Here is a 22,291-nt window from a genome sequence, read left to right on the forward strand (position 1 = left end):
TTTATAAAATGTGCAAGATATATCCGCTCTGTCTTTGGAAAGTAACGCAGTCTGCCGTTTATACGGACTACCTGATCCTTTGTTCAAACTCTTCAATAGAATCTGCTTTTGCTGCATATTTAAGCCAGCAGTTGAGGACATCTTGATTTTTTTGCTCCCTGATGGTTTTTTTCAGTTTTTCAGACACCTCGCCCAGATCACACAGCAATTCTAAAACAGAATCCGCCTTGCCCTCGGCTCTTCCTTCTGCTTTTCCCTCTGCCTTTCCTTCTGCCTTTTTCGCCTCCATCTCATCTTTCATTAATTCCTCTAATGCCTCACACATATCTTTTACCTCCTTAAACTTTTCCTGGTTTGCACGGACAATAAGGTTCATAACTGATTTATATAATCCGCTTCCCTTATGATTTCCATACTGCTCGATCAGCCTTTTTACTGTCTCTGTTTCCCTCAGTTCATTTGTCAGGCTTTTTAACCACAAGTTCTGTTCGTCAGACAATTCTTTTGGCACAATTAACTGTATAGGGATTTTATCCCCTGTAATATAATAGATCCCATCTTCTTCCTTTTTTATCTCATAGTTTTTTTCTCTCTTCAAGTGACGTATCAGACTGCAGGGATAACGGTGGCATACAAATGTTATGGTAATGTCCTGGATCTTAATGTTGTCCACTTTTGATGTGTCCGCCTTATAAAAGCAAGCGTAGCCATAAACCTTGTAAAAATCATCTATACTTAGGTAGTCTGCAGGGCTCTTATATTCTATAATGTTATGCTTCCGAAAAATTCTCCCGATATTTTTTCGTATGGGGATTTCTCTGTCTTTTTTTATGATCAGAATGTCAATTTCTTTAGGTTTCGTACCTAGTTGATGCTCGTTCTCAAAAGACAGATTCTCTGCCTCTGCTTCCAGCTCAATCTGGATTCCGGCATAAAAAGCCGGATGCCACTGAAGCATATGGGTTTTCTGCTTGTGTTCTTCCATGTAAAACCTCCTCGATATTAAATTGTTACAGGAGGTTTCAGCCTTTCTGAAAACTCCTGCCGGTCTGCGGTGAAAAGCATGAATTTTCCGAAAGGACAGGCCATGTAGTATAGACCTGCTGCCATGAAATGATATTAGATATCTTGAATCATAGGATAGATTCAAAACAAGATAAAGAACTTAGAAAATATGCTTTTAGTTATTCTAACATACCCTCAAAGAGACTGCAATTACATTCTTTTATACATATATCTGTACCCGTCACAAAAGTTTTTAAGCGCTTATCTGCGATTCTATGCTTATAAATTTTTCAGGAATCAAGTTACTATTCAGCCTTTTGGCTTCATAGCAACAAAAGCATGCACACAGGCTGCAAGAACCGCTGTCTGGCGCGTGGCTGCCTCGGGATTGCCTTGCAAATGCAAGGCAACACCTCGCGGGACAGTGGAAGGCTGAACTGTTACGGAATCAAATCTTTATAAAATCTTTTTTATTGACATTTGCTTCTCTTTTTGTATAATAGTTCTATATTGAACTATTCCTTATGGAACTATTTTCTATCACCTATTACAGACAGGAGGCAACTATGAATTCACTGAGCGATATTCTGACTACAAGCTGGCTTTTCCATCAGTTATATTCCCGAAAAATAGGAAAAGCCGCATCCTGCCATGATATCTCTAAGACGGAGGCGGATATTCTCCTCTTCCTCCGAAATAATCCCGGCTTTGACACGGCAAAAGATATTGTAAATATTCGCGGAATCGCGAAATCGTATGTGTCAAAATCCATCGACATACTGGCCAATAAAAATTTCCTTATCACCTCACCGGACTCTAAAGATCGGCGTGTTACGCACCTGCAGCTCACCAAAGAAGCAGAGGCCGCTCTGATCGACTTAAAAGAAGCGCAGGAAGAGGTGTTTACCCTGATCACCCGAAATATATCTGAGGAAAGAAAAAATGAAGTGAGACTGGCGTTCCGCCAGATTGCTGCGAATATAAAGGAGGAACTGTAAAATGATCCTGAAACTGATCGTCTATTTTCTGGCAGGCATGGGCGCAGGTATCGGAACCGGCCTTGCCGGACTTTCGGCTGCTGCTGTAATCTCCCCCATGCTGATCACTTTTCTGCATTTTGACCCTTATCAGGCTGTGGGAATTGCGCTGGCATCCGATGTGCTTGCATCCGCTGTCTCTGCGTATACTTACAAAAAACATGGGAATCTGGATATACGTCACGGTGTCATTATGCTCTTCTCTGTGCTGGTCTTTACTTTGGGTGGAAGCTATATTGCATCACTACTTCCAGGAAGCGCCATGGGAAACTTTTCTGTTTTCATGACTCTGCTTTTGGGTATCAAATTCATCATACGCCCTGTCATGACAGAAAAAAGCGCGCAGGAAAACAAAAGTGAAAGGACGAAGATCATTCAGTCCCTTCTGTGCGGAGCTGTCATTGGTTTCATTTGCGGGTTCATTGGTGCAGGCGGCGGTATGATGATGCTTCTCATACTCACAAGTGTACTGGGATACGAACTGAAAACCGCTGTAGGCACAAGCGTATTTATTATGGCTTTCACTGCATTTACAGGGGCTGCCTCCCATTTCTTCATTGACGGTTCACTGCCGGATTTAAGCGCGCTGTTTTTCTGTATCCTGTTTACTTTTTTAGGTGCCAGAATTGCCGCACTGTTCGCAAACAAAGCACCTGCAAAAACCCTTAATCGTGTCACCGGTGTAGTGCTCTCCCTTCTGGGTCTGCTCATGGTTGGCGTGAAATTTTTAAGCTGACAGACCAGACAGGCGGATTATCATCCGTCCTGTTGCCGCAAAAAAGATACTGCCGTCAAAACAGCTCCTTACAGGCTCTGTTCTGCGGCAGTATCTTTTTGTTACACAATCAGTAACTATTCAATTAGAGGGGCATTTGTAACTATTCAGTAGGTCTGCGCATTTACTGCGCTGACCGTAAGAAAACCTTCAGCAGCCAGGCAAAAATCCCATCGCCAAAGGAGAATTGCATGGATTTTTGCTCGTAACCATAAGGGTACTGAACAGTTACGGGTATTTATTATATAAGCTGTATCTGCCGGAGGCTGCGTTCTCCTGCAGGACAGTTCATACCATTTTTAAAGTCCTGTCTTCTCAGCAATGAATTTTCTTGCTTTGACAGCATACTCCAGAGGATTGGCTTTTGCAGGGTCCTGCTCTGCCTCTACCAGCATGTATCCTTCATATCCTGCGTCTTCCAGCACTTTGAAGATCGGCTCAAAGTCGATGCAGCCGTCTCCCGGTACCGTAAACGCTCCAAGACGTACACCTTCCAGGAAGCTCAGATTCTCTTTCTTTACTTTCTCCACCACGTCCGGACGGATATCTTTTAAGTGCACGTGTTTGATCCTATTTACATATTTCTTCACCATCTCCAGAGGATCTGCTCCGCAGTAGGTAAAATGTCCGGTATCAAATAACAGGCTCACATATTCCGGGTCTGTATTTTCCATCATGCGCTCTACTTCATCCGGGTTCTGTACTACAGTTCCCATGTGGTGATGGAAAGTCAGGCTGATCCCGTACTCTTCCTTTGCAATCTTACCCAGCTTATTCATCCCTGTACAGAAGGTCTCCCACTCCTCATCGTTCATCACATATTTGTGGCCGAAGATAGGGGTGTCCTGCATTCCCTGCACACTGTGGCTCTGTTCGGATGCACCGATGATTTTTGCACCCATTGCCTTTAAGAAAGCAAGCTGTGCCCGGAACTCTTTCTCCACCTCCTCAAAGGGTTTGGTGATCAGAAAAGATGAAAACCACTGATTACAGATTTCAATACCGCGAAGCTCCAGAGCTTTTTTCAGCACTTCCGGGTCTTTTGGATATTTGTTTCCCACCTCAGAACCGGTAAATCCTGCCAGGGCCATCTCGCTGACACACTGCTCAAAGGTGTTCTCTTTTCCCAGGTCCGGAAGGTCATCATTTGTCCATGCGATCGGTGCGATTCCCAATTTTACTTTTTCCTTATTAAACATCATTCATTCTCCTTTACTCATTGTCCTGATCCGCGCCCGGCGGGCCGTTCCTTTGTTCTTGAATAAAGAATACCAGAATTCTGTCATGTCTTAAATCGGAAATATTTTTAGCTTTGTTGTAATTTCATATGCTGTTTTTCCATCTTCAGAAAATGTGAAACCTTTTTGTGTCTTTTTTTTAGAAATCCCTTATACTTCAGCGGTCATCTGCTGTGTTCCCTGCGGTAATCCGCCGGACTGCAGTCATTGAGCTTCTTAAACGTTTTTGAAAAATAATGATAGTCATTGAATCCCGCCTCGGACGCCACGTCCTTAATTTTATAATTGGTGGTACAGAGGAGTTCTTTTGCACACTCCATTCTGCATTCCTGCAGATAATTGGAGAAACCGATCTGCATCTCCTGTTTGAACAGATAACTCAAATACGCGGAATTGACTCCGGCTGCCTCTGCTGCGTCCTGCAGACTGATAGGATTCTTGTAATTTCCGTTTATAAATTCAATGGCATGACGTACAGCTCCTGACACTCCCGGCGGTATGTCTGCTTTCCTGTCAGCAAACAATTCCCTGCTGTAGTTATCCGCAATCCTGCACAGCTCATCCATACTGTGCACATTGCTGTAAAATTCAGAGGACCGCTCCAGACCAGCCCTTTTATCCAGACGTCTGAGCCACTGAAGAACCAGTTTACTGTCCACATGGGAGCGCTGACAGGCATCTGTTACACGCTTCCACATTTCTGTCAGCTCCTCCTGCTTTCTTCCCTTTTTCAGGATTTCAATTCTCTCATACAGTTCTTCCGCAGCAGGAGGCAGCTTGGTGCTGATCTCTTTTCCATTGTCAAAATAGAGAATATCACTGTCATCATAAAAACTCAGCTTCATCATCTCTCTGGCCTGCTGGTATGCCTGTTTGATGCCCTCCTCGCCAATGCAGATATTGCTCACGCCGATGCCGAAATGATAAGGCTCATTTTTACAATATCGAAAACAGGCAGATGCCACATTTGTCAGGCGTTGGCGCATCACAGAGCTTCTGCGCATGGATGACATATCCAGAAAACAGCAAAAAATACCGGCTCCCAGATAAATGATCTCCGCGTGATCACTGTCCTCCTGCAGAAGATCCTCCATCTCTGTCATAAGCCCATGCCGGAAGCTCTGGGAATATTGCTCTGCCTCCAGAGGACTCCATACCTGGTTCTGCACATTCCATTCGTGCATGAACATATTGATGACCGCGCTGTTCTGGAACCGCCCCCTGATGCCTGCCTCTGTCCTCTTTTCCTCCCGCTCCTGTCCGCTTAAAGTACCGGAGAGAATCCCGTTAAAAAAATGATATTTCAAGGTATGGCTTCCCATGCTGATCAGTTTCCTGGTCCGCTCCTGTTCACTGCTTTTTTCCAGCCGTGTCTCTATATGATGTCTTGATTTCTCCAGGATTTCAAAAAGAGTATCCTCGTCCAGGGTATTTTTCAAAATATACTCATCTGCCCCCAGACGCATAGCCTCCTTGACGTACTCAAAATCATCATGGCAGCTCAGAACCATGATGTATATATTTTCTTTCTCCTCCCGGATATGGCGTATCAGCTCAATACCGTCCATGAGGGGCATTGATATATCTGTGATGACCACATCAATCTTTTCCTCTTCCAAAACGCGCAGGGCCTCCTCACCGTCCTGCACGTCCTTTACCACCTCATACCCTGCTTTTTCCCAGGCGCTCAAGGTCTTCAAATAACTCCTGACCAAAAAATCATCATCTACTAACAATGTACGAAACATAGGCTTCTTCCCCTTTGTCACATTTTCTTCTGTCTGTCAAAGATTCACTTCCCTGTTTACCGGCAAAAAGATGGAAGCGATGGTACCGCTCTCACTGCTCTCATATATAATGCCGCCTTCCTCCTCATAATAAAGTTCCAGACGCTCCCGCACATTCGGTACGCCAATAGCACTCAGACCGTTGGTTTTTTTCGCTTTGCTGCTGAGCAGAGCCTGTATCTGCTCCCGGGACATTCCCCGTCCATTATCAATGACCGACAGGGTAAGGCGCGTGCCGTCTACCCTTCCCCAGATCACCAGCCGGCCGTTGCCGCCTTTCATATCAATACCATGAAGGATAGAGTTCTCAACCAAAGGCTGAAGGATCAATCTGGGAATATAGCACCCATAGGCTTCCTGCGAGATATCATATTCCACATCAAAGCCCCCCTGATAACGGAATTCCTGCAAATGAATATAATTCTTCAAAATATGCAGTTCATCTGCCACGGAAATAAATGTCCCCTTTTTATTGATACTGGCCTGTAAAAGCTCCACAAAATCCCCGATCAATCCGCCCAATTCCTTCTCCCCTTTTATCAGAGCAGCGTATTTGATAGAATTCAGTGTATTGTACATAAAATGGGGCGTGATCTGATACTGCAGAGCTTCCAGCTCCGCATCCTTTTTCAGCCGTTCCTCCTCGATCACTCTGGCGATCAGATCTTCCAGATTATCCAGCATGTTGTTAAATTCCCGGCACAAGGTTCCGATCTCATCCTCTGTGGTCACATCCACCCGAAGGCTCAGATCACCTTTGCTGACTTTTTCCACCGTATTTGTCATATTTTTTATGGGTTTATACATGGCTCTCGTGATGGATGTGGCAAGGAGCCCACCGATCATGAGAAAAAGGAAGAAAATTGCCACTAGAAAGATCTGCATCTGCTTTAAGTCCCGCAGGACCTCACTCTTTCGGATATCCATGTACAGGCCGCATTTTGAAAATGCCCCCTGATAAAAGATACGGATCTCTTTTGCGTCCTGGTTCTCAATGCCGCTGACCTCGGGTAATCTGTCCACACCTTCATAAACCTGCCCCACACTCTCATAATCCTTACTTGTGACAATTTCCCTGTTCTTGTCCAGGATCAGAGCCTGGGACACCTTACCGTCATATACAGGCTCCAGATATTCATAAAAAAGTGTCCTCTCCTCCGTATTTGCCAGCATATATCCCAGCACTGTACCATCCTCATCTGTAACGGATTGGATACAGGAGAGCTGCTTTCCTGTATCATGGACCATATCCCCAAACATAATGGGAACAGCTTCCTCTGCTTCTGTCTGACGGATCTTCACTATCTCCTCTTCCGGAATATCTCTCTTACACACAGGGTAATCCTCTGACGTGACAGCTATCCTCTCATCCGGAAAAACAAAATACAGGGAGCTTAAATCCTTGTATTCCGTACGGTAATTTCTCAGAAGCTCTGCTATTTTATCCAGCGCTTCTCCGCTTTCTGACTTCCTGTATTCTTTTATATATTGGGCCATGTTAATATCACCGGCAGCTTTTACATTGATATAATATATCTCCTGCAGGGAATCATCCAGAGAAGTGACCGTCTGCTTCACTCTGCCGTAGAGATTGGTGGAATAATTTTCCTCTATCATTCCTGCTGATTTAAAATAAAAAACCACGGTGATGGAACAGGCAGTCACCATAGTCACTGCCAGGATTGCCAACAGCACCTTGCTTCTGATACTTTGCAGCATACTCTCTCCTTTACCGTCCATACATTCTGATACCTATTACTTATGCGTACATTATAACATAGAAATTTTAAGAAATCACGCTTACACAGACTTTCCAACAGAACAGACAGATGTCTTGCCAATGCAGGGCAGCACCTGGCGGGACAGCGGAAGGCTGAACTGTTATGACAGGTTTTCAACCTGAGAAGAAATAGAAGTGTGCTGCTAAGATAACAGCACACTTCTGATTTATGATGATCTTCCCGTTCATGCAGGGGAGATACGGATCAATATTCGATTTTAACGATTCCGCCTTTTTTCCATGCTTCTGTTGTAGCAAAACCAATCTGGGTAGATTTTGTTCCGTCGTAAACGGTTACTTCCGGTTTTCTGCCGGATTCTACACAGTTTATGAATTCCTGCATCTCTAACTGATAAGACTCTGCAAATCTCTCCGGGAATCCGCTGACACACTCAACAACTGCACCATTCTTATCGTAGATCATGCACAGGTTCTTTTCCGGAACCGGGCTGATGCGCAGAGAGCCTTCTGTGCCAATGATCTCTGTCTCTACATGATAGCCGTGAGCTGCAGTACGTCCCACATGTACAAATCCCAGCGCGCCGTTTTCACAGCGGTATGTAGCGATACCTGTCTCGTCATCACCAGCCTCTTTGAATTCCGGATGTTTGAAGGTAGCCCCTGTTGCATAAACCTCAACAGGATCAGAGCCTAAGAACCATCTCATAAGGTCAATATCATGAATTGCCATGTCGATAAAGATACCGCCGCTGGTAGCCGCGAATTTGATGGCGCCCTCAACCAGTGCTTCCGGGTCAATGCCTGTAGCTTTTACCATGTATGGTGTTCCGATAGCACCTTCCTCAATTTTTTTCTTTGCGTAAGCATAAGAAGGATCAAAGCGGCGCATGAAGCCTAAGAAGAATGCCAGTTCCGGATGACGCTCTACGGCTGCCTCTGCCAGTTTACACTCTTCAACCGTAACACCCAGCGGTTTGTCAGAGAATACATGCTTTCCTGCGTCTAAGGCTGCCGCGATCTGCCAGCAGTGCTCACCGCTTGTGGTCACGATCGCTACAGCATCAATATCTGCTTTTTCCAGCATTTCGCGGTAATCAGAATAAACGTCTTTTACACCGAGTTCATTTTTCGCGTATTCCAGCTCTGCCGGCATGATGGAGCATGCTGCTGTCAGCTCCGCATTCGGGATTTTGAATGCAATATTATTTGCGTGTACTTTTCCTAATCTTCCTAATCCTGCAATACCTACTTTTACTTTTTTCATGATTTTTACCTCTTTCTCTTAATAATTGAAAATAATTGAAAATTTATTGCTTCACATGTTTTATTCAGCTTGGCAGCTCTCCACATATTCCCATATAAGATCAGCCGCCTTCTGTACAGAAAATCTGCTTGTATTGATCATCAGGTCATAGTTCAGGGGCTCTCCCCATTTCTCGCCTGTATAGTAGTTGTAATAGCGTTCACGCGTCTTGTTTTCCTTTTCCAGTTCTTTTATGGATTTATTCCCATAAAATTCTTTGGCTCTCCCTCTCCTGAATTCCTCATCTGCATAGATGAAGAAATTATAACATTCAGGAAAATCTTTCAGTACCACATCTGCGCACCTTCCCAGAAATACAGCGCTCTCTTTCTCCGCGATCCTGCGGATGACTTTTGCCTGCTCACGGTACATTTTATTATAGGAAGGAATCGACTCGTATCCCAGAGAATTCACGCCTTCCATAAAGGAACCCATGCTGTTGTCCGGCATTTTGTAAGACATATCCAGAATAGTGTCCATATCTAGATCTGAGCTTCCCAATTTCTCTGCTGCCAGATACAGGATCTGTCTGTCATAGCAGCGCGCCTCCATTTTTTTCGCAAGCAGCTCTGCAATCTCCTTGCCGCCGCTGCCATACTGACGGCTGATGGTGATCAATGTACGTTCTTTCATATTTTACAACTCCCCTCTTGACTCACGTTCAATCAACTCTTTCATAATATCCGGGTACATCTTATCCAGTTTATACAGTGCCAGTGTGACAAAGGCTACTACTGCGATCAGAACCGGTCCGAATTTATAAATATTTACGATCATATTCAGCGCTGTTTCCGGCTGAGCTGCTGTTCCCACGGAGGAACTTACATAACCTGCCAGGGAGAGAAGTCCTGTCATAGCTGCGGATGCAAGTCCGGCACCTACTTTTGTTCCGATAGAACCGCCGGCAAATATAAGACTTTCCTGTCTGATGTGTGTCTTCCACTGTCCGAATTCCACTACATCACCTACCATACCGAATACAACTGCATTCAGGGGAGCCAGGCCGACAGCACGTGCCACACAGCTCATAACCATCCATGGGAAGCTGTAGGGATTCAGGAAGAACAGAAGCTGTCCTGCCAGTGCGATCAGTGAACCTACAAGGGCAATATTACGTTTTCCAAATTTGCGGATAAGCGGTGTACAGGCGAAGATACCTGCAACCAGTGTCAGTGTCTCTGTAAGGAAAAGAGCACTGTACATCCATGTGTCATTTCCAAATATGTATTTGCAGTAGTACGGTAAAATGGTTCCTGAAATACCGAAAGAAACGCTCTGTACCATCCATAATACCAGAACCGCCCAGAAATACTGGTTTTTGAAAAGTGCTGCAAATCCCTTTCCAAGAGGTACTTTAGCTGCTTTTTCTTTTGCTTCGATCCGAACTGTCTCCTCACATTTGAAAAAGCATACAAGAAGAAGGATCAGTGCCAACACTGCCCAGATGGACATTGTTTTAACCCATGCTGCCTGATCATCTCCAAACAGTTTTACGATGGGAAGTGTACAGGTTGCAGCAATGATTTTACCGATGGGAGAAAGTCCCATTCTGACAACACTCAGCATATCTCTTTCAGAGGAAACTCTGGTCATCATGGCTGAGAGACTTCCGTAAGGAAGATTGATTGCTGTGTAGCATACGGTTGTACAGAAGTTATAGGTTACGAACAGATAGAGGAACTGAAGCAGACCTGTGGTGTGCGGTACTGTGAACAGCAAAACTGCTGACAACGCAAAAGGTACGCTCATCCAGAGGATCCACGGTCTTGATTTTCCCCATCTGGAATTGGTGCGCTCCACGATAACGCCCATGATCAGGTCAGACACACCGTCAAAAAGTCTTGACAACAGCATCATCAAACCTACGGTAGCCGGGCTGATCCCCACATAGTCTGTGTAGAATAGTGTAAGCAGCGTACCGATCATTCCGAACACAACGTTGCACGCCACATCACCGCTGGCATAAGACAGCCTGGTTCCCCACGACAGCTTTCCTCCGGTTATTTTTTGTGCTAATTCTTTTCCCATTTTGTTTCCCTGCCTTTCTTTAAATCATCCTTTTGATGATTTTATTTTACCTTTTTGCAGGGAAAATCCTAGTAATAGAAATTTTAGATTTCTTAGTTTTATTTTCACGTTTTTTCTTATATGGTCCTAAAAATATTCCCATATTTTAGCACAGTCCCGTCTCCTGCTGTATGACTGGGATTATTTTTTGATTTTTGTGTCATTTTTTTAGGTTCTGATAATCCTCTACATTTTCCTGGGTCAGTATTTGTGTTTCCAAAATCTTTTCCCGGTCCTGTTTTATCCCCTTTTTATCATTCACAATATACTTCACAGTCTCATATCCAATATCATAGCCGGACTGGGCTCCCAGCACAGTAATGCGTCCTTCTTCCACTGCCCGAATGGCATCCTCCTGGTCATCCACAGAGGCTATGTAAATACCGCTGCCTTTGGTAGCCTCAGCAAGCCCCAGCGCTGTAACTGCACTGGTGGTCATAATACCGTCCAAATCCGGATAATTGCTCTGAATCTCTTCCATCTCCTGTTCGGACACCCGCAGGTTGCTGTATCCGCTCTTCTCCACCTCTATATGGATATCCGGTTCCTGCTCCATATACTTTTCAAACCCGGCAATCCTTTTTTCATGGGATGTCTGTTCCCTGCTGCCCGCGATGATGGCAATGTTCCCTTTATGCCCCATCTTTTCAGCAAGAGCCCCGGCAAGCTCATACCCTACCTTTTCATTGTCAATGCCAATATAGGGCACCTCCACATCCGCAATAGGCGTGTCATAAGAGTATACCGGAATCCCCAGTTCCTGAGCCTGCAGATAATAATCCCGATTGTCATTAGAATCAATAGGAGACACAGCCAAAGCGTCCACCTTCATTTTCAGCAGATCCCGTATCATTTTCTTCTGTATCTTTTTATCCGTCTCTGTATCCGGGGAGAGGATAACTGTTTTCACATTCATCTCCTTGGCCGCCTTTTCCATACCGGCATTGACAGACATCCAATATTCACTGTTCCTGGATTTTGTCACCACCCCTATGATAAACTCCCTCTCCGGTTCCTTCACATCCTTCCCGGCGCAGCCGCTCATACATAACAAACACACAACTGCCAGCAAAAGCCTTCCCACACTCTTTCGCATTCCACATTCCCTCATCCTGTTTTTTCTGACCTAATTTTAACATTTTCCACCATTTCTTACAACACCATATGAACACAGAGTATTTGTATCCCCCTACAACCCTGGTCTTCTTTGCAGCAAGTAAAAAACATTACATTTCCCTTTTATTCTTTTTATCCATTTCTACCACACCCAAAAACACTATGGCCAGTGAAGAACAGGAAGTGAGCGGGAGGGGGCCTAAGGAGGGAGAAACCTGCGAGCGATGTCTCAGTGGAGCGCCAGGGAGATCCACCTGCCCCAGTTACTTAATGAAGAGGCCATTGCCGATGAATTTAGTAACTGGGAGCTGGTTAGCTCCATGGCAGCGAAACGCTTCGCTCACAGGTTTCTCCCTCCTTAGGCCCTCTCCCGCTCACTTCCGTCCGCACACAAAAAGCCCCAGAAACCGGTAACCCCCCGGTCCTGGAGCTTGCTTACATCTATTAAATTACCACAAATTTCTATAAATCTGTTTCACATCATCCTCAGTAACTTCTCTCATGGTATTCTGCGGGCTTCCGCTATCCATTGCATCAAAAGCCATCTTGTCGATCACCTTGAAGAACTCATCTTTGTCAATGCCGAACTCAGCCAATGTGGGAGTTTCCAGCTCTTTTGTGATAGCTTCCACAGCAGCAAGGAACTTTTCACTTGCCTCTTTGTCAGAATCTGTATCTACTGCAACACCAACCGTGCGTCCCAGTTCTGCAAAACGGTCGTAAGCTCCCTCAAGGGCAAATGTCAGGCACTCTTTTAACAGCATGGCATTGGAAAGGCCGTGAGCTACATGGAACAGAGCACCGATCGGACGGCTCATTCCGTGGATAATGGTAACGGAGGCATTGTTGAAGGCAATACCTGCCTCCAGAGCTGCCACAGACATCTGTACTCTGGCTTCCTCATTGCTGCCATCCTTGAATGCAGCCGGCAGATATTTAAAGATACGTTTTACTGCTGACACAGCAAAGGTATCGGAAAGTGTCTGTGATTTTCTGGATGTGTAAGCCTCCACCGCGTGACATAAGGCATCCAGACCTGTAGCTGCTGTGATTTTAGGCGGCGCGGTCATAGTGAACTGCGGGTCAATGATCGCCAGGCTCGGCATCAGGACTTTGCCCTTTAACAGCATCTTAATGTTTTTCTTTGTATCTGTAATGATCGTAAACTGAGTTGCCTCAGATCCGGTTCCGGCTGTTGTTGGAATCGCTACCATAGGAGGCACTTCCACATCGATCACTTTACCCATGTAGTCTGAAATGCATCCGCCGTTGACAACAAGAGAACCGATGGCTTTCATGGAATCAATGGGGCTTCCTCCGCCCAGGGCTACCAGGAAATCACAGCCTTCCTCTTTGTATAATGTCAGACCGTTTTCAATCATGGTATCTGTTGGCTCACCTACGATCTCAGAGTAAATGGCATATTCAACTCCCTGATTTTTCAGGGCCGCCTCAACTTTTGCGCAGTTTCCCAACTGGATCATAACTTTATCTGTGACAATAAGGGCTTTTTTTCCAAGTCCTTTTAATACTCCCTCTGCCATATCTAATGCACCTGAACCGGAAATGATCTGACCCGGTACGATAAATTCTCTTGCCATAATCGTGTTCTCCTTTTCTTATTCTCTATTCTATGGATTGCCTGTTTTTCATACTGTTCAACAAACCGCACTTTTTGCAGGACTGCAGATCGTAACTGTTTTTCTTTAAATTCTAAAACTCAGCGTCGTGCAGCCAGGTATAGCGCTCATCTTCACAGCGGTCTGTCTGCAGCCACGGATTGCCTTCTAAATGGCGGATCATCCAGCAGGTGTACATCTGGAATCCCGGAGCCACTGCCTGAGGATGCAGTTCGCCCCCCGGAATTGCTGAGAAGCTTCCGTCTGTGCTTTTGAAAACCTGATCTCCTACAAAGCTGGCGCCAAAACCTTCCGGACGGTCAAACATAAAGTAGTAAGTCTCTGGCTGCGGATGTCTGTGAGGCAGATATCCTGACCAGTTTCCCCTGTCATTGAGGACTTCACCTAAAACCATGTTGGACCAGGGAGCGATATCATGGTCAAAAATAGTGTTGACTCTTCTCTTTGCAACATTGCCGAATTTCCCTTTACAGGAATATCCCCAGGGAGCATCCTCCGGTTTATATAATTTTGCGGCAAACTCTGTATCATTCTTTGTGCACTGCACAAGGATCTCGGAATCCGCCTCTGCAGTCACGCTGACTTCAGTTCCAGTACACACATGGACGCACCAGGGACCCTCTGTGAACACGTCTTTTCTGCTGACCGTCTCTTTGCTGTCTTCCCATGCATAGGTGATGTTTCCAAAGAGCAGAAGTACCGCTGTCTCTTCGCCGTCTCTTTTAAAGGATCTGGTCTCGCCGGCTTTCATGCGGTAAACACGGATGTCCATCATCATGTCTTTGTATTCATTGTCATAGGTTGTAAGAATTTTTTCACCGTTTGCGTCAAACTCCGGGTATCCGAACACTTTTCCCATATCTAAATATCCTCCTTGTCTTATATACAGTTATGCCGCTGCAGTCCGTCTAATCTTCCAACTGCAGCATCTGGTTTTGCCGCACCGGCCCGATTTCCCTGCACTGTCGCAGCCATTCCAGCTAAGGAAATGGCTGCAGTGTTGAGAGCGGATGGGTCCGTGCGGCATCCTGTTTTTATATTAAATTAATAAGCTCTGGACTCATTACGTCCTGTCATAACGCCTTCACATGCTCTCTTTACGCTGTCCTTGTCAGATGTTGTGGCAATGCCTACGTTCCACCAGGATTCATAGCCGTCTGTCATGGTTTTCGGAATAACTTTCAGGTCAAAAAGACAGGCAATATCCTGTTTCTTTGCGTCCTCAAGAGCGTCAACCAGTTCAGCGATGGTTTTGCAGGTGTAAGTCTTCAGGCCATAACCCTCACCGATCTTCGCGTAATCTACAGGAATCAGATCACCGGTAGGCTTCTTGCCGTCTGTATAGCGGAACTCTGTGGCAATGCTGCCGATACCATGGTTCATCTCCAGGTTGTTGATGCAGCCGAATCCGCAGTTATCGAACACTAAGATGTTTACTTTCTTTCTCTCCTGCATGATCGTCATGATTTCACTGTGAAGCATCTGGAAGCTGGAATCACCTACTACACAATATACTTCATTGTCCGGCTCAGCAAATTTTACACCGAGAGTGGCAGCCACCTCGTATCCCATGCAGGAATAGCCGTACTCCGCATGATATCCGCCTCTCTTATCTGTTCTCCACATACGCTGCATACAGCTTGGCAGGGAACCGCCTGCTGTGATGATGGTGGCGTCTTTATCAATGGTTTTATTGATAGCAGCCAGGGCTGCGGTCTGTGTGATCTTACCGTTTGTCAGTTTCACGAACTCAGGAACCGTTCTCGGGTCTCTTGCCTTGATGATCGGCTCAAAGTCATCGCCTGTGTACTCGATTCCGGCCAAACGATCCCACTCTTTGTCCCATGCCTCTTTGGCAGCTTCGATTTCTCCGTTGTAGGAAGAAACATATCCTTTTGCACGGAGCTTTTCAGCCAGGGCTTCCACTGTGGCTTTTGCATCACCGATAGCTTTTACAGCATCCATCTTATATGCATGGTATCTGTTGTTGTTGATCGTAACAAATTTTACGTCTTCATTTCTGAATAAGTGTTTGGAGCTTGTGGTAAAGTCGGAGAGTCTGGAACCTACTGCGATCACCACATCGGCATCTTTTGCAATGACATTGGATGCCAGGGTTCCTGTCACACCGATACCGCCCAGACAGTAAGGATTGCTTGTCTGGCATGCACTCTTTCCTGCCTGACTCTCGCCAAACGGAATATGGAATTCCTCACAGAACTTTTCAACTGTCTCACCGGCTTCAGAATATTTAACACCGCCGCCTACAATAAGCAGAGGTCTCTTTGCGTTTGCAATCACTTCAGCTATATCTTCCAGCTCTTCTTCCACTGCCACAGGACGTGTGATCCTGTGTACACGTTTCTCAAAGAAATAATCTGGGTAATCATAAGATTCTCCCTCTACATCCTGAGGAAGGGCGATGCAGCACGCGCCTGTCTCAGAGGGATCTGTCAGAACACGCATTGCGTTGATCAGTGCTGTCATAAGCTGCTCCGGACGTGTGATCCTATCCCAGTATTTGCACACCGGTTTAAATGCATCGTTGGTTGTTGTAGCAAGGCTGCTGCTCTGCTCTAACTGCTGCAGAACCGGGTCAGGCTGTCTGGAGGCAAAGGTATCTGCCGGGAATACCAGAAGCGGGATATTGTTCACTGTGGCAGTCGCGCAGGCTGTCACCATGTTGGCAGCTCCAGGTCCTACGGATGAAGCACAGGGAATAATGCTTTTTCTGTTGTTCTGTTTTGCAAATGCTGTTGCCACGTGGCACATGCCCTGCTCATTTCTTCCCTGCATAACCCTTAACTGTCCCGGATCACTATCCAGCGCCTCTCCAAGACCCACTGCAATGCCGTGTCCGAAGATGGTAAAGAAACCTTCCACGAATTTTGTCTCCACACCATCCATGGATACATACTGATTATCTAAAAATTTAACGATAGCCTGTGCAACCGTCATTCTTGTTGTCTTTGCCATGATTAATCTCCTTTCATTTACCGGGCAGGCTCTGCCTGCCACATGGGCGAGGGGGGAACTCCCGGCCCGCCCCGCAGTCAGTGTTTATGTTAGTATCTATGTCAGCGATTTCTGTAACCGCTATGACGCTTATTATACTCTTGCGATCATCTCGCCAAATTTTTCTTTTTCTTCTTTGATAAACGCGTGCACCGCATCCGGTCCCGGAAGAGAATCGGAGCAGTTGTTGCTTCTGACCATCATGGAAGCCTCTGCGGAACCGAATTCCAGGCAGTCGATCACTTCCCATCCCTGGTACAGTCCATATAAGAAACCGGAACCGTATCCGTCTCCGCCGCCGAAGCCTTTTCTGGCATCAACCGGGAACGGTTTGATGGAATATTTCTGTCCGTCACAGGTATATGCCGTGGAGCCTTTCATACCGTGCTTGATAACAACGATCTTGGCATTGTAGCCCTGCCACAGTGCTGCGGACTCTTCATCTGTCATGCCCGGCTGGATCAGTTTTTCTGTCAGGTCGAACTCTTCTCTGGAGCCCATGATGATGTCAGCTTCTTTTGCTACCATGGAATAGTAGATGGCTATCTCATCACTGTTCTTCCAGTTGTACTCCCTGTAGTCAATGTCAAATATGATCTTTGTATTATTCTTCTTTGCCAGAAGCACTGCTTTGATCGCCGCTTCTCTGGAAGGACTCTCTGCCAGCGCTGTTCCAGAGATCAGGATTGCTTTTGTCTTTTTTATGTATTCTTCATCAATGTCATCCACATGAAGCTGTAAGTCAGCGATGCAGTTTCTGTACATCAGGATACTGCTTTCCTTTGGGGATAACATCTCAGTAAATGTCAGGCCCAGTTTCTCACCGCCGGTACATCTTGTAATGTGTGAGGTATCAATACCCTGCTCATCGAAATAATCCACTACATAGTCACCAAACTGGTCATCAGAAACTTTTCCCAGAAAACCTGCCTTCATTCCATGTCTTGTAACACCCACAGCGATGTTGGCCGGTGAACCGCCTACGAACTTCTCAAACATATGGACTTTCTTCAGAGGTTTGAACTCCTCTTTTACCTGGTCATTGTAAGCCGGGTTAAAATCGATTGCCACACGGCCCAGTAATACCAAATCCAATGGTCTGCTCTGATCAAATTCTACATACTTCATAAAAACTTTCCTCCTGTTTTTTCCATCCATGTTTGCGTGCTTTTTATTTATGTGTGCGTTTTACGTGCTTTCCTTTTGTGCTTTTATAGTATCACACGCACATCAAATGTGCAAGCACTTTTTTTATTTTCACAACCTTTCTATTTTGTGCACAATTTTATAGCGCGGATTTGTTGCATTTTCACAATAATTCCTGCGTGCTTTTCATGTGCTTTTTAGTCAGACTCAAATCTGACAAACGGGATTTTCGGCCCAAAACGCAGCTATTTCCAGTCATTTTCCCCTTGTGCGCAGTGCGCATCCTGTCCAAAGAACTTTTCTGCACAATAGAAAAAGCCGGGAATCCCCCGGCTATACAGTATTGTTGACTGTCATGTTCTCTGTCTTGCACCAGTCTTATATCCGAACCGGCTAGAGATTGTATTTTGTCTTTATATTGATTTCTGTGTACATGTATTCTTTTTCCGGCATTCTGCCTCTTCTCAGCATATCCGACAGTATGGATAATGCCCGGTATCCCTGGTCATATCCCTCCTGATCAATGAGGAAATCCACGGTCCCCTCTAAAAGCGCCTTTTCATTTTTAGGTGTCAGGTCATAGATGATCACATACGGGCGTTTATGAAGATCCAGCTTATCAAAAGCCTTTTTAACCCCGGCCTGCCCGCCGGATGCGACAAAGATGCCCTCCAGATCCGGAAATGCCGACATAGCATTTACGATGATCTTCTCCACTTCATCTGTATGATCAAAGCTGCTCTGCACCCCCACCAGATCCATTTCCGGAAAGTTTTTCTTCAGCTCTTCCACAAAGCCGTCTACCCTGCGGCTGCCTGCGCTGTTGGAAAAGTACCCGGTAATGACCAGCACCTTTCCTTTACCCCGCATCATCAATCCCATAAGGCCGGCCGCTGTCTGTCCGCTCTGCCAGTTGTTAAGCCCCACAAAGCAGCATCTTTTTGTCCCTACAATGTCAGAATTAAAAGTGACAACCGGTATATTCTTCTCCTCGGTCAGCTCATTTAACTTAACCCTGACATTGTCACAATCCACCGGCATGACAGCCAGTGCGTCAATTCCCTCTTCCTCCAGCTCTGTGATGGCCTGCATCTGCTCTGCCTCATCCACGGATGCGTTTTCCTTTACAAGCACCTCAATGCCCTGGTCCGCCAGCTTTTTTGACGCATCCCTGATCCCTTTGTTGACCTGCAGCATGAAAGAGGACTGGGACAACTGTGTCACAACTCCAACCCGCTTTCCCCTGCCGGCCTGTTTTACTGTATCGTCAGCCTTTTTCCTGTGTTTTGGCACATATCCGATCTCATCAGCAATCTGCTCTATTTTTTTTGCCACTTCCGGGTTGATCCTCCCCCGGTTATTCAAAGCCCGGTCCACAGTTCCCCGTGACACCCCTGCCAGCTCTGCAATCTGTTGTATTGTACCCGCCATGATCCGCCTCCGGAATTTTTTTATAATAATAGAAAATGTAAAACAAGCATTTCAACATTCGCACGCAAAACACACGAATCCTCTCAATATAGCACGCGTTTTTTTCTATTATAATCTTCTGCACGCGTTTTTACAAGCAGTATATTTAAAATTAAGACTTATTTTTCTGCAGCGTTTGATATAATTCCAAGACCATAACAGAGATCTGCATATAATTCCTGGTATACGTGTCATCCAAATCGGATGTCAGACAGTCCTTGATCTTCTTTATTCTATATAATAAGGTATTTCTATGTATAAACACATCCTGTGAGGTATTGAGCACGGACCGCTCATGTTTCAGATAGGAAGAGAATGTGGGAAACAGTCCATCCTTTTCCTCCTGTTCTCTCAGCCACAGCTTCCGAACGTCCGGATGACAGGCATACACCATTTCCTCCAGGTCTCCGGACAGTAGGATATAATTTGCAGCCGCCTCATAAAAATCAAAAATGCCGTCTGTCTCCCCGGAAAACAGCTCTCTCATATCCAAAGCAGATTTTGCCTGCTGGTATAGATGCGATAAGTTATAGATTCCTTTCATTCTCAGACTCATGCTCACATCAGCTTCTGTCTGCTTAAAGAGAAGCTGAATGCGGTCCCTTTTGAAATCTCCGCATTTACTCAGGTTCCATATGAGAATAAACCCTTTCTCCCCGCCCACGATCCTGCCCTCAGGATACATGTTCATCAGCGTAGTGCGCATGACCTCAGCCGTTTTCGCAGACATTTCCTTTTTATCTGCCCATACCAGGATCAACTGGTATTCGTCAGACACTTCCCAGCCGGCATAATGAAGTTTTCTGGCCAGCTTCTCTTTATCTACAGCTTCTTGGTTCAGGAGGCTGTGGAATACAGAGTTTTCTTCACCCTTTTCCTTCTCTGTATCACGTTTTTCCAGATTCTGGTACATAATATGCAAAAGCATCTCCAATATTTGATAATCCCCATAGTTCAATGCCCGTTCCTTTTCTATCACATTGATCCTCAGGAAAAATTCATTTTGATATATCAAAGCACCTGTGATCCCCTCACAATTGAGAATTGTGCCTTTAAAATGAAACGGCAGGATCTTCTCATGTTCAAAATCATGGTCCGGGTAGTAAGATTTCATATATTCCAGGGCCTGGATGGAGGAATATCCGTATCGTGACAGATAAGCCCACTCCCTGTCCACATCATTTTCCCCATACTGAGAACTTATTCCCATCACCTTACAGTCTGCGTCAAACATGATCATGGGATTGTGGAAAACGCGAAAACAGGCATCCACCAAATCCTGATAAGACTTCTGGGCAGCCAGATCAAGGATATTCTGCTGCCAATCGTCATAAAAATCAAACACACTCTGGATAATGTCAAATCCCTCCGTCAGATTCACATCTCTGAGCCTTATACTGCCGCTTTCGGCCTCACATATCGTATCCTTGCCCTTGGCATAGATATATGCACAGTCTGTGGCATATACAAGCCTGGCACTTTTCAAAACCGGCGGATCACTGTCACTGAGATTTAACTCCATATCAAGAAAATATATCCTGTTTGCGATCATATGCATACTTAATTTCATAGATACCCGCCCCCTATCAAAGCTTTGGAATTATGGAATTTCGGAGCGTGTTTAAAAATCTATTACGCCATGCAGTCTTCCAGAAGCAATTTTCAAACGCACTCTATGGTAAATCATACCATAAATCAACAAAAAAATACATAATTCGACTCCGCATTTTAATTTGTGCTCATCACACTAAAGAGTTGCTATATTTTTTCTATTTTTTGTGCGTTCATCTTCTATATTTATCTATCAATTCATTTTATAATTTAATTAATTCAGAAATCTGCGCGCACAGTCTCTCGAATCATTTCATCTAATGTAAAAAGGGGTGAATCACAATGAAAGTTTTGATCCTGGGAGGATTTCTTGGTTCCGGAAAGACCTCACTTCTGCTGCAGCTTGCCTATTACATGACCGAGCATTTATCAGGCGATAAAAAGTATCAGGTTGTGATATTGGAAAATGAAGTTGGGGAGGAGGGAATTGACGATAAACTGCTTCGCGGAAACGGATATCAGGTAGAAAACCTGTTTTCAGGCTGCGCCTGCTGTACCTTATCCGGAGAACTGCTGTCATCTGTCAGCAATATCGAAAAGCAGCTTCAGCCACAATGGCTGATCCTGGAGACTACCGGCCTTGCCTATCCCCATCTGATCCAAAAAAATCTGGCTGACAGTATGAATCTCTCTTCCAGAATATGCATTGTCGCTGACGCTTCACGCTGGGAACGTCTCTTTACGCCGCTTCACGAATTAATAACAGGACAAATGACTAATGCTGACACTGTACTCATCAATAAGATGGATCTGGTCAGTCCGGACACACTGAAAAAAATCGAACTGCAGATAAAAGCTATAAACAAAACTCCAAAAATTTTTCAGACATCTGCAAGTCAGCCCGTATCCCACTATATTTGGGATTCTATACTGGAGGGTGATCCTAATGAATGAAATTTCCCACGAAGGCACACACGTACATGACTACCACAGTCACTCCCACGACCATCATGAGCAAGCATCCATATCTCGTCGTATAAATAACACGATGATTACCCTGAACGCCTATGAGCAGGATGACGCCAGTATCATTTCATTGGAATGGAAGGCCTGTAAGGACGCCAGGCAGACAGAGGTTCTGCTGAAACAACTGTTTAAAAATATTGCCCGGGATATTACGGAGCAAAACGGCATTATCGGACATATCAAAGCATCTATGGAACGCAATGAGGTGATCATAATATCACTCACTGATACGGAAGCCATGAAAAAGGAGGCTTTGTCTCCTAACATACAAATACATGCTGCGGTCATTGCCCTCTGCATAGACAAGAATACCCTGGCACAGATCGTAGAGTCAGCACTGGACAGCAGTCCCTTATTTTCCATCTGATCACAAG

Annotated in this window: 19 protein-coding genes; 5 read left to right on the plus strand and 14 right to left on the minus strand. The window is 45.3% G+C overall.

What is annotated here, in order from left to right; all coding sequences use genetic code 11:
• Window positions 1-67 precede the first annotated feature (67 nt).
• Window positions 68-985 carry a 3-isopropylmalate dehydrogenase gene (locus tag BLCOC_RS23040; RefSeq protein WP_115623474.1) on the minus strand — a complete coding sequence of 306 codons (918 nt, stop codon included), beginning with the start codon at window positions 983-985 and terminating at the stop codon, window positions 68-70.
• Between the two features lie 586 nt (window positions 986-1,571).
• Here BLCOC_RS23040 and BLCOC_RS23045 point away from each other — a divergent pair.
• Window positions 1,572-2,003 (plus strand): MarR family winged helix-turn-helix transcriptional regulator, encoded by a 432-nt coding sequence (locus tag BLCOC_RS23045; protein WP_130182844.1) that lies wholly within the window; start codon window positions 1,572-1,574, stop codon window positions 2,001-2,003.
• A 1-nt stretch (window position 2,004) separates the two neighbouring features.
• The gene (locus BLCOC_RS23050) at window positions 2,005-2,778 is read left to right on the plus strand and encodes a sulfite exporter TauE/SafE family protein (RefSeq protein WP_115623476.1); all 774 of its coding nucleotides are present in this window, start codon (window positions 2,005-2,007) and stop codon (window positions 2,776-2,778) included.
• A 338-nt stretch (window positions 2,779-3,116) separates the two neighbouring features.
• Here BLCOC_RS23050 and iolE read toward each other — a convergent pair whose 3' ends face one another.
• The 7 genes from iolE to BLCOC_RS23085 all read right to left on the minus strand — a co-directional run bounded on the left by iolE (window position 3,117) and on the right by BLCOC_RS23085 (window position 12,049).
• A complete protein-coding gene (gene iolE, locus BLCOC_RS23055) occupies window positions 3,117-4,016 on the minus strand; it encodes a myo-inosose-2 dehydratase (RefSeq protein WP_029467827.1) in 900 nt (299 codons plus the stop codon).
• A gap of 203 nt (window positions 4,017-4,219) precedes the next feature.
• Window positions 4,220-5,803, minus strand: coding sequence for a response regulator (locus tag BLCOC_RS23060; protein WP_115623477.1), 1,584 nt, complete (start codon window positions 5,801-5,803; stop codon window positions 4,220-4,222).
• A 36-nt stretch (window positions 5,804-5,839) separates the two neighbouring features.
• Window positions 5,840-7,561: a cache domain-containing sensor histidine kinase gene (locus tag BLCOC_RS23065; protein WP_115623478.1), complete on the minus strand. Its 1,722-nt coding sequence runs from the start codon at window positions 7,559-7,561 to the stop codon at window positions 5,840-5,842.
• A gap of 266 nt (window positions 7,562-7,827) precedes the next feature.
• Window positions 7,828-8,847 (minus strand): Gfo/Idh/MocA family protein, encoded by a 1,020-nt coding sequence (locus BLCOC_RS23070; RefSeq protein WP_029467820.1) that lies wholly within the window; start codon window positions 8,845-8,847, stop codon window positions 7,828-7,830.
• A 60-nt stretch (window positions 8,848-8,907) separates the two neighbouring features.
• Window positions 8,908-9,519: a cytidylate kinase-like family protein gene (locus BLCOC_RS23075; RefSeq protein WP_115623479.1), complete on the minus strand. Its 612-nt coding sequence runs from the start codon at window positions 9,517-9,519 to the stop codon at window positions 8,908-8,910.
• 3 nt (window positions 9,520-9,522) lie between these two features.
• Window positions 9,523-10,914, minus strand: a complete 1,392-nt coding sequence (locus BLCOC_RS23080) for an MFS transporter (protein WP_018592995.1) — start codon at window positions 10,912-10,914, stop codon at window positions 9,523-9,525.
• Between the two features lie 199 nt (window positions 10,915-11,113).
• Window positions 11,114-12,049, minus strand: a complete 936-nt coding sequence (locus tag BLCOC_RS23085) for a substrate-binding domain-containing protein (protein ID WP_115623480.1) — start codon at window positions 12,047-12,049, stop codon at window positions 11,114-11,116.
• A 244-nt stretch (window positions 12,050-12,293) separates the two neighbouring features.
• Between BLCOC_RS23085 and BLCOC_RS23090 the strand changes: the two genes are divergently transcribed.
• A complete protein-coding gene (locus BLCOC_RS23090) occupies window positions 12,294-12,431 on the plus strand; it encodes a hypothetical protein (protein WP_165907172.1) in 138 nt (45 codons plus the stop codon).
• An 87-nt stretch (window positions 12,432-12,518) separates the two neighbouring features.
• On the opposite strand, the gene BLCOC_RS23095 is transcribed toward BLCOC_RS23090, so the two are convergent.
• The 6 genes from BLCOC_RS23095 to BLCOC_RS23120 all read right to left on the minus strand — a co-directional run bounded on the left by BLCOC_RS23095 (window position 12,519) and on the right by BLCOC_RS23120 (window position 20,910).
• Window positions 12,519-13,670, minus strand: coding sequence for an iron-containing alcohol dehydrogenase (locus BLCOC_RS23095; RefSeq protein WP_029467817.1), 1,152 nt, complete (start codon window positions 13,668-13,670; stop codon window positions 12,519-12,521).
• A gap of 112 nt (window positions 13,671-13,782) precedes the next feature.
• On the minus strand, window positions 13,783-14,568 hold the full coding sequence (locus tag BLCOC_RS23100; protein ID WP_029467816.1) for a 5-deoxy-glucuronate isomerase: 786 nt from the start codon (window positions 14,566-14,568) through the stop codon (window positions 13,783-13,785).
• Window positions 14,569-14,753: 185 nt separating this feature from the next.
• Complete coding sequence (iolD, locus tag BLCOC_RS23105; protein WP_018593000.1) at window positions 14,754-16,685, minus strand: 3D-(3,5/4)-trihydroxycyclohexane-1,2-dione acylhydrolase (decyclizing); 1,932 nt, start codon at window positions 16,683-16,685, stop codon at window positions 14,754-14,756.
• A 132-nt stretch (window positions 16,686-16,817) separates the two neighbouring features.
• Window positions 16,818-17,852: a 5-dehydro-2-deoxygluconokinase gene (gene iolC, locus BLCOC_RS23110; RefSeq protein ID WP_115623481.1), complete on the minus strand. Its 1,035-nt coding sequence runs from the start codon at window positions 17,850-17,852 to the stop codon at window positions 16,818-16,820.
• Window positions 17,853-18,263: 411 nt separating this feature from the next.
• On the minus strand, window positions 18,264-19,301 hold the full coding sequence (locus BLCOC_RS23115; RefSeq protein WP_115623482.1) for a LacI family DNA-binding transcriptional regulator: 1,038 nt from the start codon (window positions 19,299-19,301) through the stop codon (window positions 18,264-18,266).
• 151 nt (window positions 19,302-19,452) lie between these two features.
• Window positions 19,453-20,910: a PucR family transcriptional regulator gene (locus BLCOC_RS23120; RefSeq protein WP_115623483.1), complete on the minus strand. Its 1,458-nt coding sequence runs from the start codon at window positions 20,908-20,910 to the stop codon at window positions 19,453-19,455.
• A gap of 323 nt (window positions 20,911-21,233) precedes the next feature.
• Between BLCOC_RS23120 and BLCOC_RS23125 the strand changes: the two genes are divergently transcribed.
• Both BLCOC_RS23125 and BLCOC_RS23130 read left to right on the plus strand, forming a co-directional pair.
• Window positions 21,234-21,845, plus strand: a complete 612-nt coding sequence (locus BLCOC_RS23125) for a GTP-binding protein (protein ID WP_115623484.1) — start codon at window positions 21,234-21,236, stop codon at window positions 21,843-21,845.
• Window positions 21,838-22,284 carry a hypothetical protein gene (locus tag BLCOC_RS23130; protein ID WP_115623485.1) on the plus strand — a complete coding sequence of 149 codons (447 nt, stop codon included), beginning with the start codon at window positions 21,838-21,840 and terminating at the stop codon, window positions 22,282-22,284. Before BLCOC_RS23125 ends, BLCOC_RS23130 begins: the two co-directional genes overlap by 8 nt.
• Window positions 22,285-22,291 lie beyond the last annotated feature (7 nt).

Origin of the sequence: Blautia coccoides (assembly GCF_034355335.1) — a bacterium.
Classification (GTDB): Bacteria; Bacillota; Clostridia; order Lachnospirales; family Lachnospiraceae; genus Blautia; species Blautia producta.

Bases quoted from the DNA above. Each gene is read 5' to 3' on its own strand.
- BLCOC_RS23040 (WP_115623474.1), bottom strand. From the start codon at position 985: ATGGAAGAACACAAGCAGAAAACCCATATGCTTCAGTGGCATCCGGCT.
- BLCOC_RS23045 (WP_130182844.1), top strand. From the start codon at position 1,572: ATGAATTCACTGAGCGATATTCTGACTACAAGCTGGCTTTTCCATCAG.
- BLCOC_RS23050 (WP_115623476.1), top strand. From the start codon at position 2,005: ATGATCCTGAAACTGATCGTCTATTTTCTGGCAGGCATGGGCGCAGGT.
- iolE (WP_029467827.1), bottom strand. From the start codon at position 4,016: ATGTTTAATAAGGAAAAAGTAAAATTGGGAATCGCACCGATCGCATGG.
- BLCOC_RS23060 (WP_115623477.1), bottom strand. From the start codon at position 5,803: ATGTTTCGTACATTGTTAGTAGATGATGATTTTTTGGTCAGGAGTTAT.
- BLCOC_RS23065 (WP_115623478.1), bottom strand. From the start codon at position 7,561: ATGCTGCAAAGTATCAGAAGCAAGGTGCTGTTGGCAATCCTGGCAGTG.
- BLCOC_RS23070 (WP_029467820.1), bottom strand. From the start codon at position 8,847: ATGAAAAAAGTAAAAGTAGGTATTGCAGGATTAGGAAGATTAGGAAAA.
- BLCOC_RS23075 (WP_115623479.1), bottom strand. From the start codon at position 9,519: ATGAAAGAACGTACATTGATCACCATCAGCCGTCAGTATGGCAGCGGC.
- BLCOC_RS23080 (WP_018592995.1), bottom strand. From the start codon at position 10,914: ATGGGAAAAGAATTAGCACAAAAAATAACCGGAGGAAAGCTGTCGTGG.
- BLCOC_RS23085 (WP_115623480.1), bottom strand. From the start codon at position 12,049: ATGCGAAAGAGTGTGGGAAGGCTTTTGCTGGCAGTTGTGTGTTTGTTA.
- BLCOC_RS23090 (WP_165907172.1), top strand. From the start codon at position 12,294: ATGTCTCAGTGGAGCGCCAGGGAGATCCACCTGCCCCAGTTACTTAAT.
- BLCOC_RS23095 (WP_029467817.1), bottom strand. From the start codon at position 13,670: ATGGCAAGAGAATTTATCGTACCGGGTCAGATCATTTCCGGTTCAGGT.
- BLCOC_RS23100 (WP_029467816.1), bottom strand. From the start codon at position 14,568: ATGGGAAAAGTGTTCGGATACCCGGAGTTTGACGCAAACGGTGAAAAA.
- iolD (WP_018593000.1), bottom strand. From the start codon at position 16,685: ATGGCAAAGACAACAAGAATGACGGTTGCACAGGCTATCGTTAAATTT.
- iolC (WP_115623481.1), bottom strand. From the start codon at position 17,852: ATGAAGTATGTAGAATTTGATCAGAGCAGACCATTGGATTTGGTATTA.
- BLCOC_RS23115 (WP_115623482.1), bottom strand. From the start codon at position 19,301: ATGGCGGGTACAATACAACAGATTGCAGAGCTGGCAGGGGTGTCACGG.
- BLCOC_RS23120 (WP_115623483.1), bottom strand. From the start codon at position 20,910: ATGAAATTAAGTATGCATATGATCGCAAACAGGATATATTTTCTTGAT.
- BLCOC_RS23125 (WP_115623484.1), top strand. From the start codon at position 21,234: ATGAAAGTTTTGATCCTGGGAGGATTTCTTGGTTCCGGAAAGACCTCA.
- BLCOC_RS23130 (WP_115623485.1), top strand. From the start codon at position 21,838: ATGAATGAAATTTCCCACGAAGGCACACACGTACATGACTACCACAGT.